At 45.6% G+C, this 15394-nt stretch carries 11 protein-coding genes and 1 pseudogene; 1 reads left to right on the top strand and 11 read right to left on the bottom strand.

Annotation, left to right across the window (positions count from 1 at the left end; genetic code table 11):
* Nucleotides 1–58 precede the first annotated feature (58 nt).
* Nucleotides 59–1126, bottom strand: a complete 1068-nt coding sequence (gene hemE, locus R7E38_RS22105) for a uroporphyrinogen decarboxylase (protein ID WP_005384692.1) — start codon at nt 1124–1126, stop codon at nt 59–61.
* 247 nt (nt 1127–1373) lie between these two features.
* Nucleotides 1374–2171 (bottom strand): NAD(+) diphosphatase, encoded by a 798-nt coding sequence (gene nudC / locus R7E38_RS22100; RefSeq protein WP_054575543.1) that lies wholly within the window; start codon nt 2169–2171, stop codon nt 1374–1376.
* A gap of 177 nt (nt 2172–2348) precedes the next feature.
* Here nudC and R7E38_RS22095 point away from each other — a divergent pair, with 177 nt between their 5' ends.
* Nucleotides 2349–2840 (top strand): Rsd/AlgQ family anti-sigma factor, encoded by a 492-nt coding sequence (locus tag R7E38_RS22095; protein WP_005382515.1) that lies wholly within the window; start codon nt 2349–2351, stop codon nt 2838–2840.
* 173 nt (nt 2841–3013) lie between these two features.
* Here R7E38_RS22095 and rpoC read toward each other — a convergent pair whose 3' ends face one another.
* From rpoC to R7E38_RS22050, 9 genes and pseudogenes are all read right to left on the bottom strand, one after another.
* Nucleotides 3014–7216 (bottom strand): DNA-directed RNA polymerase subunit beta', encoded by a 4203-nt coding sequence (gene rpoC, locus R7E38_RS22090; RefSeq protein ID WP_318082108.1) that lies wholly within the window; start codon nt 7214–7216, stop codon nt 3014–3016.
* A 104-nt stretch (nt 7217–7320) separates the two neighbouring features.
* Entirely contained in the window at nt 7321–11349 is a 4029-nt protein-coding gene (gene rpoB, locus R7E38_RS22085) for a DNA-directed RNA polymerase subunit beta (protein WP_005384685.1), read from the bottom strand.
* A 252-nt stretch (nt 11350–11601) separates the two neighbouring features.
* Nucleotides 11602–11970 (bottom strand): 50S ribosomal protein L7/L12, encoded by a 369-nt coding sequence (gene rplL, locus R7E38_RS22080; protein WP_005382540.1) that lies wholly within the window; start codon nt 11968–11970, stop codon nt 11602–11604.
* A 57-nt stretch (nt 11971–12027) separates the two neighbouring features.
* Entirely contained in the window at nt 12028–12522 is a 495-nt protein-coding gene (rplJ, locus tag R7E38_RS22075; RefSeq protein WP_005382538.1) for a 50S ribosomal protein L10, read from the bottom strand.
* Nucleotides 12523–12815: 293 nt separating this feature from the next.
* Entirely contained in the window at nt 12816–13517 is a 702-nt protein-coding gene (gene rplA, locus R7E38_RS22070; protein WP_005384683.1) for a 50S ribosomal protein L1, read from the bottom strand.
* Between the two features lie 4 nt (nt 13518–13521).
* A complete protein-coding gene (gene rplK / locus R7E38_RS22065; RefSeq protein ID WP_005384682.1) occupies nt 13522–13950 on the bottom strand; it encodes a 50S ribosomal protein L11 in 429 nt (142 codons plus the stop codon).
* A gap of 164 nt (nt 13951–14114) precedes the next feature.
* A complete protein-coding gene (nusG, locus tag R7E38_RS22060) occupies nt 14115–14663 on the bottom strand; it encodes a transcription termination/antitermination protein NusG (protein ID WP_005384681.1) in 549 nt (182 codons plus the stop codon).
* Nucleotides 14664–14676: 13 nt separating this feature from the next.
* Nucleotides 14677–15057: a preprotein translocase subunit SecE gene (secE, locus tag R7E38_RS22055; RefSeq protein ID WP_005384680.1), complete on the bottom strand. Its 381-nt coding sequence runs from the start codon at nt 15055–15057 to the stop codon at nt 14677–14679.
* A 266-nt stretch (nt 15058–15323) separates the two neighbouring features.
* Nucleotides 15324–15394: pseudogene (locus R7E38_RS22050) on the bottom strand (elongation factor Tu); the annotation flags it as partial.

Genomic DNA, 15394 nt, shown 5'->3' with positions numbered 1-15394 from the left:
AATTTTAGGCAAAAAATACCGGCACTGAATGCCGGCATTTGATTTCAAAAGATCTAACTTACTTGTGGTATGGCTTAGATAGCTCGTGTACCGCTTCCACAAATACGCCCGCGTTTTCTGGCGGCACATCCAAATGGATACCGTGACCTAGGTTGAACACATGACCAGTACCTGCATCACCAAAACCTTCTAGAATACCCGCGACTTCTTCACGGATACGCTCTGGTGAAGCGTAAAGCATTGATGGGTCCATGTTACCTTGCAGCGCCACTTTATCACCGATACGTGCTTTCGCGTCTGCAATGTTGATTGTCCAGTCTAGACCAACCGCATCACAGCCCGTAGCTGCGATTTGCTCAAGCCACATGCCGCCATTCTTAGTAAACAGTGTGACTGGCACGCGACGACCGTCGTTTTCACGAATCAGACCATCTACAATCTTGTGCATGTATTGCAGTGAGAACAGATTGTAATCACGAGGCGTTAGTACGCCACCCCATGTGTCAAATACCATTACCGATTGCGCACCCGCTTTAATTTGCGCGTTTAAGTACTCGATAACGCTGTCTGCCAGCTTATCTAGAAGTAGGTGCAGAGTTTGTGGTTCCGCGTACATCATCTTCTTGATCTTGGTAAACGCTTTAGAGCTACCACCTTCGATCATGTACGTCGCAAGAGTCCAAGGACTACCAGAAAAACCAATCAGCGGCACTTCACCCTTCAGGTCTTTACGGATCTGGCGTACTGCGTTCATTACGTATTGCAGTTCACCTTCAGGATCTGGCAAACCAATTTTTTCCACGTCGGCTTTGCATGTAATTGGGTTATCAAAAACAGGTCCTTCACCCGCAGCAAAACGCAAACCAAGCCCCATTGCATCTGGAATCGTTAAGATGTCCGAGAATAAGATCGCGGCATCAAGAGGAAAACGGCGTAATGGTTGAAGTGTCACTTCGGATGCTAATTCTGCATTTCGACACAAAGACATGAAATCACCCGCTTCTGCACGAGTCGCTTTGTATTCTGGTAGGTAACGACCTGCCTGGCGCATCATCCATACTGGCGTGTAATCTACCGGCTCTTTTAAAAGCGCACGCAGATAACGATCATTTTTTAATTCAGTCATTCCGTAATTCCAACTGTTAGGCTTTCTGTGAAAGGGGGTATTCTATCACTGATTTAAGTCCAATAGCTGTGTGCTTTGCAACCTGGATCAAGTTATTAACTTTTAAATCAATGCTTAATTTGCACCCAATCGGTATCAGTGTTAAAAATTTGTTCGCTAGCGAAAACTACAATTATAAACTGAGTACTTAGTACTCAGCATCTCATAACGACATCTTACTTACCCCCTCCCTCTCGGAGGGTTTTTTTTATCTATTTATCAGATAATTAGTGTCTATATCTTTCAGCGTCTGCTCGATAAGTGCTCTTGCAATCGTTCCTTTAGGCGCAACAGGCGGCATCTCGTCGATACCAAACCATTGTGCATCAGACAGCTCAGTGTAGTCTGGGCTTAACTCTCCGGATTCATAATCAGCTAAAAACCCCATCATCATACTGGATGGGAAAGCCCAAGGCTGGCTGCCAAAGTAACGAATATTTTTAACGAGAATTCCCGTTTCTTCATGAATTTCTCGAGCCACGCACTCTTCTAATGTCTCACCGACTTCTAAGAAGCCAGCAATAACCGTATACATACCATTTCGATGCCTTGGATGTTGGGCTAATAAAATCTGATTTTCTTTACGTACAGCAACGATAATACACGGAAATATTCTAGGATAATGAAGGGTGCGACATTCACCACACTGCATGGCTAACTGGTTATTATTAAGAAAGTTTCTTCCTCCGCACTGTGGACAAAAGCGCAAACTTTGCGTCATGTGCCCATATTGCACAGCTTTACTTAACAACATAAATAATGGCTCAGGAAAATGCAGGCAGTCACGCAGGGATACTAAAGGTAGATCATGCTCTAAATCGGCCAAGTTAAGCCACATGACGGGCGAACCAGAATACTCACCAATGGGTCTTGCACTCGTTACTGGCAGTGATAACTGCTCTGCAGACCCGAAGGGCACAGCACCATCCACCAGCCAAATTTCACTTCCTGCAACAACACACCAGTATGCATTTATCGCGCGGTTAACATCACCTTTTCTTAACATTACACCATCCCTTTGCTTGAAGTTCGTTCATTTTACTGGCAATCTAATTTCATACTAGAGTTTATCGTTAAGTAAATGTGCACTCTAAATTCTAGTAAGGACAAGAGTTTGTAATAACTTTACTAACTTTGCTTTGCAAAGGATACGTTCGCCGATGGGCGATCAGATCATGAGGGCATGGTCATGCTAAGAAAATTCAAACAAACACAAGACCAGTGGGGTGGCTCAAGTGATGTCATTGATCACTGGTTAGAGACACGACAATCCCTGATTGTTGAATATTGTAAGCTTGCAGCGCTGCAACCTTGTTCGAAAACCAATGTTATTGAACTCCCATCTCCTTCCGAACTGCAGGATTTCTGTCAGCACCTCGTTGATTACATTTCCGAAGGCCACTTTAAAATTTATGACATGGTTATGGACCGTTGGAAAGCAACCGGCTTTGTCGTGACTAATGAGATCAATCAAACCTATGGTCAAATTGTTCTAACGACTGAACCATTATTGAACTTTAACGATAAGTACTCAGAAGTGACTGAAGATGATGAATTAAATGATTTCGATTCTGATATGTGTCTCATTGGGGAAATTCTTGAGACTCGCTTTGAAGTCGAGGACTATCTGATACAGCAAATCGCAGAAAGCCTGTCTATGCCACCTGGGGCTTAGTATTTGCAAACATTTAGAAATAGATTGAGAGAAAAGACTGACGATCATCGTCGGTCTTTTTTGTTTCTAGCTTTATCGAAAATCCCACCGGAAGAACAAAGCAGTATAAAAAACTAAAAAGGCACCCGAAGGTGCCTTTTTCTTAAGCTTTTAACGATTACTCGTTATATGACTTACTCTTCAGAAGAGAAACCAGCGTTTAGAAGTGCCGCTAGGTTATCCGTTGCTTGCTCAGCAGAAGGACCATCTTGCGCTTCAGAACGTTTAGCTTGACGCTCTTGGTGGTATGCGAAACCAGTACCAGCTGGGATCAGACGACCAACAATTACGTTCTCTTTCAGACCACGTAGGTCATCACGCTTACCAGAAACCGCAGCTTCTGTTAGTACGCGAGTTGTCTCCTGGAACGATGCCGCAGAGATGAACGACTCAGTCGCTAGAGATGCTTTAGTAATACCTAGTAGTTCACGTTCGAAACGTGCAGGCTCTTTGCCTTCAGCTTCTAGGTTACGGTTAGCAATCTTAACTTGTGAGTACTCAATCTGTTCACCAGGTAGGAACTCAGAGTCACCAGAGTGGGTAATAGTACACTTACGTAGCATCTGACGAACGATAGTTTCAATGTGCTTATCGTTAATCTTAACGCCTTGTAGACGGTAAACTTCCTGTACTTCGTTAGCAATGTACTGCGTTACCGCGTGTACGCCACGTAGACGTAGGATGTCATGTGGAGACTCTGGACCATCTGCGATCACATCACCACGTTCAACTTTTTCACCTTCGAATACGTTCAACTGACGATGCTTAGGAATCATCTCTTCGTAAGCTTCACCGCTTTCACGTGTGATCACTAGGCGACGTTTACCTTTCGTCTCTTTACCAAAGCTCACAGTACCTGTGTGCTCAGCAAGGATTGCAGGCTCTTTCGGCTTACGTGCTTCAAATAGGTCAGCAACTCGTGGAAGACCACCGGTGATATCTTTGTTACCGCCAGACTTCTGAGGAATACGTGCTAGTGTTGCACCAACACCTACTGCTGCGCCATCTTCGATGTTCACAATCGCTTTACCAGGTAGGAAGTAGTGAGCTGGCATATCAGTACCAGGGATCATTACATCGTTACCTTGCTCGTCAACAAGTTTGATAGCTGGACGCATATCTTTACCTGCTGAAGGGCGAGCTGCTGGGTCAGTTACTTCGCTTGAAGATAGACCAGTTAAGTCATCCGTTTGACGAGATACTGTTACGCCGTCGATCATATCTACGAACTGGATGCGACCTGCTACCTCAGTAATGATAGGTAGTGTGTGCGCTTCCCAGTTTGCAACTGTTTCGCCAGCTTGAACTGTATCACCATTGCCTTTGCTTAGTAGCGTACCGTAAGGCAGTTTGTGCTTCTCTTTAGTACGACCAAACTCATCAACGATAGTTAACTCTGTCGCACGAGAAGTGATAACGATCTTACCGTCATCAGCCAATACAGATTTAGCGTTGTGTAGCTTGATAGAACCGTTGTTCTTAACTTGAACACTGTTCTCTGCCGCTGCTGTCGATGCCGCACCACCGATGTGGAACGTACGCATCGTTAGCTGTGTACCTGGCTCACCGATAGACTGAGCAGCAATAACACCCACTGCTTCACCTTGGTTCACTAGGTGACCACGTGCTAGGTCACGACCGTAACATTGTGCACAACAACCGAAGTCAGAATCACACGTTACTACAGAGCGCACTTTCATGCTGTCTACTGAGTTCTCTTCCATGATTTGACACCACTTCTCATCGATCAGGGTGTTACGTGGAATAAGAACGTCTTCAGTGCCAGGTTTTAGTACGTCTTCAGCAACAACACGACCAAGAGCAAGCTCAGAAAGTGCAACTTTAACATCACCACCCTCGATGTGAGGCATCATGTCGACACCTTCGTGAGTGCCACAGTCATGTTCAGTTACAACAACGTCTTGAGCAACGTCTACTAGACGACGAGTTAGGTAACCCGAGTTCGCTGTTTTCAGTGCCGTATCCGCAAGACCCTTACGAGCACCGTGCGTTGAGATAAAGTACTGAAGTACGTTTAGACCTTCTTTAAAGTTCGCTGTGATCGGCGTTTCGATGATTGAACCATCTGGACGCGCCATCAGACCACGCATACCCGCAAGCTGACGAATCTGTGCTGCAGAACCACGAGCGCCCGAGTCCGCCATCATATAGATGCTGTTGAATGACTCTTGCTGTTCCTCTTCACCGTCACGGTTAACTACCGTTTCAGATGAAAGGTTTTCCATCATTGCTTTCGCAACACGGTCGTTGGTCGATGCCCAGATATCGATAACTTTGTTGTAGCGTTCGCCCGCAGTAACAAGACCTGATTGGTACTGTTCCTGGATTTCACGTACTTCTTCTTCCGCTTCTGCGATTTCAGTGTACTTAGCTGCTGGTACAACCATATCGTCGATACCAACAGATACACCAGAAAGTGCCGCGTATGCGAAACCTGTGTACATGATTTGGTCAGCGAAGATTACTGTGTCTTTCAGACCTAGTTTACGGTACGCCTCGTTAAGTAGGTTAGAGATTTGCTTCTTACCTAGCTTTTGGTTAACGATGCTGTACGGTAGACCAGCTGGCACGATTTGCCATAGCATTGCACGACCAACAGTGGTGTCTACCATCTTGGTTTCTGTAGTGCTGTTGCCGTCTTCGTCTACAACAGTTTCTGTAATACGTACTTTAACGCGTGCGTGAAGCTCAGCTTGTTTAGTGCGGTATGCTTTCTCAGCCTCTTCTGGGCCAGAAAGGTACATGCCTTCACCTTTCACGTTGATCTTTTCACGAGTCATGTAGTACAGACCCAATACAACGTCCTGAGAAGGTACGATGATCGGATCACCTGACGCTGGCGACAGAATGTTGTTTGTCGACATCATCAGAGTACGAGCTTCAAGTTGTGCCTCTAGAGTTAGAGGTACGTGAACCGCCATTTGGTCACCATCGAAGTCCGCGTTGTACGCCGCACAAACAAGTGGGTGTAGCTGAATCGCTTTACCTTCGATCAGTACTGGTTCGAACGCCTGGATACCTAGACGGTGAAGTGTCGGTGCACGGTTCAATAGTACTGGGTGTTCACGGATTACTTCGTCTAGGATATCCCAAACGACCGCTTCTTCACGCTCTACCATTTTCTTAGCAGCTTTGATTGTAGTCGCAAGACCACGAGTCTCTAGCTTGCTATAGATGAATGGTTTGAATAGCTCAAGTGCCATCTTCTTAGGAAGACCACACTGGTGTAGACGCAGGTATGGACCTACTGTGATTACAGAACGGCCAGAGTAGTCTACACGTTTACCTAGAAGGTTCTGACGGAAACGACCTTGTTTACCCTTGATCATATCAGCAAGAGATTTCAGAGGACGCTTGTTAGAACCTGTGATCGCACGACCACGACGACCGTTATCTAGTAGAGCATCAACAGACTCTTGCAGCATACGTTTTTCGTTACGTACGATGATGTCCGGAGCCGCTAGCTCTAGAAGACGCTTCAAACGGTTGTTACGGTTGATCACACGACGGTATAGATCGTTAAGATCAGAAGTCGCAAAGCGGCCGCCATCTAGAGGTACTAGAGGACGTAGATCTGGCGGAAGTACTGGAAGTACAGTTAGGATCATCCACTCAGGGTTGTTACCCGATGCGATGAACGCTTCTACCAGCTTAAGACGCTTAGTTACTTTCTTACGCTTAGTTTCAGAGTTTGTTGTCTCTAACTCTTCACGCATTTGTTCTGCTTCAGCGTGCATATCCATAGAACCTAGTAGGTCCTTGATAGCTTCCGCACCCATCTTAGCAGTGAACTCGTCGCCCCACTCTTCTAGACGATCTAGATACTCTTCTTCAGTAAGCATCTGACCTTTTTCTAGATCAGTCATACCAGGCTCTGTTACTACGTACATTTCGAAGTACAGAACGCGTTCGATATCACGTAGAGGGATATCCATTAGTAGACCGATACGAGACGGTAGCGATTTTAGGAACCAGATGTGAGCTACTGGTGAAGCCAGTTCAATGTGGCCCATACGGTCACGACGAACTTTAGTTTGTGTAACTTCTACACCACACTTCTCACAGATAACACCACGGTGCTTCAGGCGCTTGTACTTACCACAAAGACATTCGTAGTCTTTAACTGGACCAAAGATACGCGCACAGAACAGACCATCGCGTTCAGGTTTGAACGTACGATAGTTGATCGTTTCAGGTTTTTTAACTTCACCGAAAGACCATGAACGGATCATGTCTGGTGAAGATAGACCGATTTTGATTGCATCAAATTCTTCGGTCTTATGCTGTGCTTTTAGAAAGTTTAATAAGTCTTTCACAATCAGCTCCTGTAAGGAGTTAAAAGGAGCTCACTCGCTAAAGTGAGCACCTTCTTCCAAATAATCGCTTTGATTCTCTCGACTTTCATCAAGAGAGAAAAGGATTACTCTTCGTCTTCTAGCTCGATGTTGATACCTAGCGAGCGGATCTCTTTCAACAGTACGTTGAACGATTCTGGCATGCCAGGTTCCATGCTGTGGTTACCGTCTACGATGTTCTTGTACATCTTAGTACGGCCGTTAACGTCATCCGACTTAACCGTTAGCATTTCTTGTAGCGTGTAAGCAGCACCGTATGCTTCTAGTGCCCATACTTCCATCTCACCGAAACGCTGACCACCGAACTGAGCTTTACCACCTAGTGGTTGCTGAGTTACTAGGCTGTACGAACCAGTTGAACGAGCGTGCATCTTGTCATCAACAAGGTGGTTCAGTTTCAGCATGTACATGTAACCAACAGTTACAGGACGCTCAAACGCATCACCTGTGCGACCATCAAACAGTGTTAACTGACCTGATGTTGGTAGATCTGCTAGCTCAAGAAGTGCTTTGATTGACTCTTCTGGAGCGCCATCAAATACAGGAGTCGCGATTGGTAGACCGCCACGCAAGTTCTTGATCAGAGTACGTACTTCATCATCAGATAGAGAAGCAATGTCTACTTTCTGGCGAGTGTCGCCTAGATCGTAAACTTTTTGTAGGAACTCGCGGAATTTCGCTAGTTCTTGCTGCTCTTTAACCATCTGGTTGATCTTGTCACCGATACCTTTCGCTGCCAGACCTAAGTGTACTTCTAGGATCTGACCGATGTTCATACGCGAAGGTACACCCAGTGGGTTAAGTACGATGTCTACAGGCTGACCTTTCTCATCGTAAGGCATGTCTTCAACAGGGTTGATCTTAGAGATTACACCCTTGTTACCGTGACGACCCGCCATCTTATCACCAGGCTGAATGCGACGTTTAACCGCTAGGTAAACCTTAACGATCTTCAGTACACCAGGTGCTAAGTCATCACCTTGAGTGATCTTACGACGCTTAGTTTCGAACTTCTTATCGAAGTCGGCTTTTAGCTCATCCCACTGCTCAGCAAGTTGCTCAAGCTGAGTTTGTAGTGCGTCATCTTCTAGCGTTAGTTCTAGCCACTTCTTACGATCAGTTGTGTCTAGTTTCGCTTCAGAGTAACCGCCTTCAATCAATACAGCTTTAACACGGTTTAGAAGGCCGCCCTCAAGAATCTGGAATTCTTCAGTTAGGTCTTTCTTCGCTTCTTTAAGCTGCATCTGTTCGATTTCAAGCGCACGCTTGTCTTTCTCTACGCCATCGCGAGTAAAGACTTGAACGTCGATGATCGTACCTGATACAGAGTTAGGTACACGTAGTGAAGTATCTTTAACGTCAGATGCTTTTTCACCGAAGATTGCACGTAGTAGCTTCTCTTCAGGCGTTAGCTGAGTTTCACCTTTAGGTGTTACTTTACCAACTAGGATGTCGCCACCCTTAACTTCAGCACCGATGTAAACGATACCTGACTCGTCTAGTTTAGATAGAGCAGACTCACCTACGTTTGGAATATCCGCTGTAATCTCTTCAGAACCAAGCTTAGTATCACGCGCCACACAAGTCAGTTCTTGGATGTGGATAGTCGTGAAACGGTCTTCTTGAACTACGCGCTCAGATACTAAGATCGAGTCTTCGAAGTTGTAACCGTTCCAAGGCATGAACGCGATACGCATGTTTTGACCAAGCGCTAGTTCACCAAGGTCTGTTGAAGGACCATCAGCAAGAACGTCACCGCGTGATACAGGCTCACCTGGCATCACACATGGGCGTTGGTTAATACATGTGTTCTGGTTAGAACGTGTGTATTTAGTCAGGTTGTAGATGTCGATACCAGCTTCACCTGGTACTAGCTCTTCTTCGTTAACTTTAACAACGATACGAGAAGCATCTACTGACTGGATTACACCACCACGTTTAGCAACTGCAGTTACACCTGAATCAACTGCTACGTTACGTTCAATACCAGTACCAACAAGCGGTTTGTCAGCTTTCAGTGTTGGAACTGCCTGACGTTGCATGTTCGCACCCATCAATGCACGGTTCGCATCATCGTGTTCTAGGAACGGGATAAGCGATGCAGCGATAGACACAACCTGGTTTGTCGCAACGTCCATGTACTGAGCGTGCTCACGAGGGTGTAGACCAGATTCACCTTTCTGACGAGCTGTGATCAGCTCATCTGCAAAAGTACCATCTTCGTTTAGCTTAGCGTTCGCCTGTGCGATAACGAATTGGCCTTCTTCGATTGCAGATAGGTAATCTACTTCGTCTGTTACTACGCCATCTACAACACGACGGTATGGTGTCTCTAGGAAACCGTACTCGTTACAACGCGCAAACGCAGATAGAGAGTTGATCAGACCGATGTTTGGACCTTCAGGCGTTTCGATAGGACATAGACGACCGTAGTGAGTTACGTGTACGTCACGTACTTCGAAGCCAGCACGTTCACGAGTTAGACCGCCAGGACCCAAAGCAGAAATACGACGCTTGTGCGTTACTTCTGATAGCGGGTTGTTTTGGTCCATGAACTGTGAAAGCTGTGAAGAGCCAAAGAATTCTTTAACTGCCGCAGAAATTGGCTTCGCGTTGATCAAGTCTTGAGGCATGATTGCGTCAAGATCGCCTAGGCTTAGACGCTCTTTAACTGCACGCTCAACACGTACTAGACCTACACGGAACTGGTTCTCAGCCATTTCGCCTACAGAACGGATACGACGGTTGCCTAGGTGGTCGATATCGTCCACTTCGCCCTTACCGTTACGGATCGCGATCAGCTTCTTCATCACTTCGATGATATCAGTTTCATCAAGTGTGCCTTGCTCTTGAGCATCTTCACGGCCGATAGAGCTGTTGAACTTCATACGACCAACAGTCGATAGATCGTAACGCTCTTCAGAGAAGAATAGGCTTTCGAATAGAGCTTCTGCAGCTTCTTTTGTTGGCGGCTCACCAGGGCGCATCATGCGGTAGATTTCTACCAATGCAGAAATACGATCAACCGTGCTGTCGATACGTAGTGTTTCTGACATGAATGGACCGTGGTCTAGATCGTTCGTAAATAGAACTTCTAGCGCTTTGTGGCCTGCCTGAGATAGGTTCGCTAATGCTTCCAGGCTGATTTCCTGGTTAGCGTTAACAATGATCTCGCCAGTTGCTTCATTGATGTAATCTTTAGATGCAACTTTACCAACGATGTACTCAACTGGTACTTCGATGTGATCAACGCCATCTTTTTCTAGTTGGCGGATATGACGAGCTGTTACGCGACGACCCTGCTCAACGTAAACTTTACCATTTGCTTCGATGTCGAATGACGCAGTTTCACCACGTAGACGATCAGGAACCAACTCCATCAATAGAGTTTGGTCTTTCACTTCGAAGTTCACTTTCTCGAAGAAGATATCTAGGATTTCTTCTGTCGACTTACCTAGTGCTCGAAGGATGATCGATGCTGGTAGCTTACGACGGCGGTCGATACGAACGTACAAGTTATCCTTAGGATCAAACTCGAAATCAAGCCATGAACCACGGTAAGGAATAACACGTGCGTTGTATAAAACTTTACCTGAAGAGTGGGTCTTACCCTTATCGCTGTCGAAGAACACGCCTGGGCTTCGGTGCAGCTGGGATACGATAACCCTCTCGGTACCGTTGATTACGAAGGTACCATTGTCTGTCATGAGTGGAATTTCACCCATGTAGACTTCTTGTTCTTTAATGTCTTTTACAGTACCTGCTGGCGCGTCTTTATCAAAGATAACTAGGCGTAGTTTTACACGTAGTGGCTTTGAGTAAGTTACACCGCGGATTTGACATTCTTTAACGTCAAAAACTGGCTCACCAAGACGGTAGCTAACGTATTGCAGCTCAGAATTGCCGTTGTAGCTCTGAATCGGGAATACAGAACGGAAAGCGGCTTCAAGACCGTATTGACCTTCAGGATCCTGTTCGATAAATTTGTCGAACGAATCGAGCTGGATCGATAGCAGGTATGGAATGTCCAAAACTTGTGGACGAGTACCAAAGTCCTTACGGATGCGCTTTTTCTCGGTATAAGAGTAAACCATGGGGTTCCTCAGCTCGCTGATAAGTGACCCAAACTGTCCGCCCGCTCCTAGTTACTTAAGGGGGGTAAGGGACAGTGACTAATATAGCTGTTTACTGTAGTGACATTTCATTTCGTAAGAATGAAATGTTTTTTGCATGGATATCAGGCGCTTAAACAGCGGGAAAATTCGCCTATACCCTACAGCGCAAAAAGGCCGGTGGTTAAAAAACCACCAGCCAATTAGCCGTTAGGCTAAGAAACTATGCAATAATTACTTAACAGCAACAGTTGCACCAGCTTCTTCTAGCTGAGCTTTAAGAGCTTCAGCTTCTGCTTTCTCAACACCTTCTTTAAGAGGTGCTGGAGCGCCGTCTACTAGAGCTTTAGCTTCTTTAAGACCTAGGCCAGTTGCGCCACGTACTGCTTTGATTACAGCAACTTTGTTACCGCCAGCAGCTTCTAGGATTACGTCGAATTCAGTTTGCTCAGCAGCAGCTTCGCCTGCAGCAGCGCCGCCAGCTACAACAGCAGCAGCAGCAGAAACACCGAATTTCTCTTCCATTGCTTCGATTAGTTCAACAACTTGCATTACAGACATTTCTGCAACTGCGTCTAGGATTTGCTCGTTAGTAATAGACATAACAATTCTCTTTTAAGTCAACAATAAGTTTATTAAGCAACCAGTAAAAAGCAAGGCTTATGCCGCTGCTTCTTGTTTTTGATCGCGGATAGCTGCGATAGTACGCGCCAGCTTGCCAGCCGAAGCTTCTTTCATGCACATCATTAGGCGTGCGATTGCTTCGTCGTAAGTTGGTAGTGTTGCTAGTACTTCAGCGTCAGTTAAAGCGCCTTCAAATGCAGCAGCTTTGATCTCGAAATCTTTGTTCTCTTTAGCGAAGTCTTTGAAAAGACGCGCTGCAGCACCTGGGTGCTCATTAGAGAATGCGATTAGAGTAGGACCAGTGAAAGTGTCAGTTAGACACTCGTACTCAGTACCTTCAACCGCACGACGAGCAAGAGTGTTACGAACAACTCTCATGTAAACGCCAGCTTCACGAGCTTGTTTACGTAGAGAAGTCATCGCGCCAACTTGAACGCCACGAGAATCAGCTACAACTGCAGAAAGTGCACCACTGGCAGCTTCGTTGACTTCAGCAACAATTGCTTTTTTGTCTTGAAGGTTTAAAGCCATCTTGGATTTACTCCTGGTTGTCGTTACACCACTCACTATCATCACGACAGTGAGAGCTATTGAGGTGCTTCCCCAGAAGAAAGTTAACTATATTACATAGAGCTTTCTGTCAGTTCGGGCACCATCTACGTAGGATAATTAAGTTTGCTTTTACACAAACACCTACGGTCTTGGACGGAGACTGGGTCTTAATTCATTTCGAACTAGGAGACAGTTCAAAGAACCAAAGTTCAGCCCCAACCACAAATATTAGGCGCAAAATTATACACTAATTTTGCGCCTAAGCAAATAAATTATGCTTGAGTGTTCAGGCTAGCCTGATCAACAGCAACACCAGCACCCATAGTAGTAGAGATGCTTACTTTCTTCAGGAAAGTACCTTTCGCTGAAGATGGCTTAGCTTTCTTCAGAGCAACTAGAAGTGCTTCTAGGTTCTCTTTGATCTGCTCAGCAGAGAAGTTTGCTTTACCGATAGTAGTGTGGATGATGCCGTTTTTGTCGTTACGGTAACGAACCTGACCAGCTTTAGCGTTTTTAACTGCTTCAGCAACGTTAGGAGTTACAGTACCAACTTTAGGGTTTGGCATAAGACCGCGAGGACCTAGGATAGTACCTAGTTGACCTACAACGCGCATTGCATCTGGAGAAGCAACAACTACGTCAAAGTTCATTTCGCCTTTCTTAACTTGCTCAGCAAGATCTTCCATACCTACGATGTCTGCGCCAGCTTCTTTAGCTGCTTCAGCGTTAGCACCTTGAGTGAACACTGCAACGCGGATTTCGCGGCCAGTACCGTGAGGTAGTACAGTTGCACCACGTACGTTCTGGTCAGATTTACGAGCATCAATGCCTAGGTTAACAGCAACGTCTACAGACTCAACGAATTTAGCAGTCGCTAGTTCTTGAAGAAGAGCAACAGCTTCGTTGATTTCGTATTCTTTAGTTACGTCAACTTTTTCGCGGATTACGCGCATGCGCTTAGTTAGTTTTGCCATCTTATTAACCCTCTACCACTAGGCCCATTGAACGAGCAGTACCAGCGATAGAACGCTTCATCGCTTCGATGTCAGCACCAGTCATATCAGCAGCTTTAGTTTCTGCGATTTCTTGGATTTGAGCGTCAGTTACAGTACCAACTTTTTCAGTGTTTGGACGACCTGAACCAGACTTAACGCCAGCAGCTTTCTTAAGAAGAACAGCAGCAGGTGGAGTCTTAGTTACGAACGTGAAAGAACGGTCGCTGTATACTGTGATAACTACTGGAGTTGGTAGACCTTTCTCAATAGATTCTGTTTTTGCGTTGAACGCTTTACAGAATTCCATGATGTTCACACCGTGTTGACCTAGTGCAGGACCTACTGGTGGACTAGGGTTAGCCATACCAGCAGCAACTTGTAGCTTGATGTAAGCTTCAACTTTCTTAGCCATGATAATTCCTAAGTTTGGGTACAAACGCTAATCGCGGATCAGCTCCCCGTTTGTGTAAGAAACTTTTTACTTCACTTGAAGTAAAAAGGCGCGAAATTATAGTCATAATCCGCGCCTTATACAACCCTAAAAAGGTGATTTTTTATACTCTTTAACGAAGAGTCTTAGTCCAGCTTTTCAACCTGACCAAATTCAAGCTCAACTGGTGTCGCACGACCAAAGATCGATACAGACACTTTCAGGCGGCTCTTCTCGTAATCCACTTCTTCAACAGTACCGTTGAAGTCAGCAAATGGACCTTCGTTAACACGTACCACTTCACCCGCTTCGTACATTGTACGCGGACGAGGCGCTTCACTCGCTTTCTCAAGACGATTAAGAATCGCGTCAGCCTCTTTATCCGTGATAGGTGCCGGACGGTCTGAGGTACCACCAATGAAGCCCATGACACGCGGCACACTGCGTACTAGGTGCCATGATTCATCGTTCATAATCATCTGAACAAGGACGTAACCTGGGAAGAACTTACGCTCAGATTTGCGACGCTGACCCGCGCGCATTTCCACTACTTCTTCAGTAGGAACCAGTACTTCACCGAATAGCTCTTCCATGCCGTGCATTTTGATATGCTCGCGCAGAGATTGAGCTACACGACCTTCAAATCCAGAGAAGGCTTGAACCACATACCAGCGTTTTTTTGGAGCTTCACTCATGAATAAAAACCCTCTATACCCCAGTTGCTAGAGCTACTAGACGAACCATAATTCCGTCAATACCCCATAGCACTAGAGCCATTACAATACTTACAGCTAAAACGATCAGTGTTGTTTGCATGGTTTCTTGGCGAGTAGGCCAAACAACTTTACGTACTTCCATACGAGATTCTTTTGCAAAACTGATCGCTGCTTTACCTTTAGTCGTTGTTGCTGCAACGCCTAAGGCAGCTGCAATAAGAACAACAACGCCTGCAGCACGAACCACTACAGACATTTCACCATACAGGTAATTACCCACAACAGCGGCAGCTGCCAATACGAAAGCGGCTACCCACTTAAACGTATCTGCTGCGTTTGAGCTATCAGGAGTTTCAGCATTATTTGCTTTCATAAAACCAACCTGTTACAAGTCTTAATATAGACGACAACAACCCCGCTGTTGCAGGGCAAACTCCATATCGCTGAAAAAATCAGCGTACTCTTCTTAAGATTAAGCCTCTTTGCTTAATCTTGCTCTGCGCCCAACCCACTTCTGAACAAGAAAACAGCAAAAATAATGTTGAGTGCAGAAAAAGGGCATCAAATGATGCCCTTTTTGCTACTGGTTCGTCAAATCTAATTCAAGATTTTCCGAAAGCATCGCTAATTCGCTATGAATTAGTCGAAGATCTTAGCAACAACACCAGCACCTACTGTACGGCCACCTTCACGGATCGCGAAACGTAGAC

The organism is Vibrio sp. Vb2131, assembly GCF_033338535.1.
GTDB classification, from domain to species: Bacteria; Pseudomonadota; Gammaproteobacteria; order Enterobacterales; family Vibrionaceae; genus Vibrio; species Vibrio alginolyticus.
Note: the sequence above shows the minus strand (reverse complement) of the source record. Positions and strands in the feature narration are given on the sequence as shown.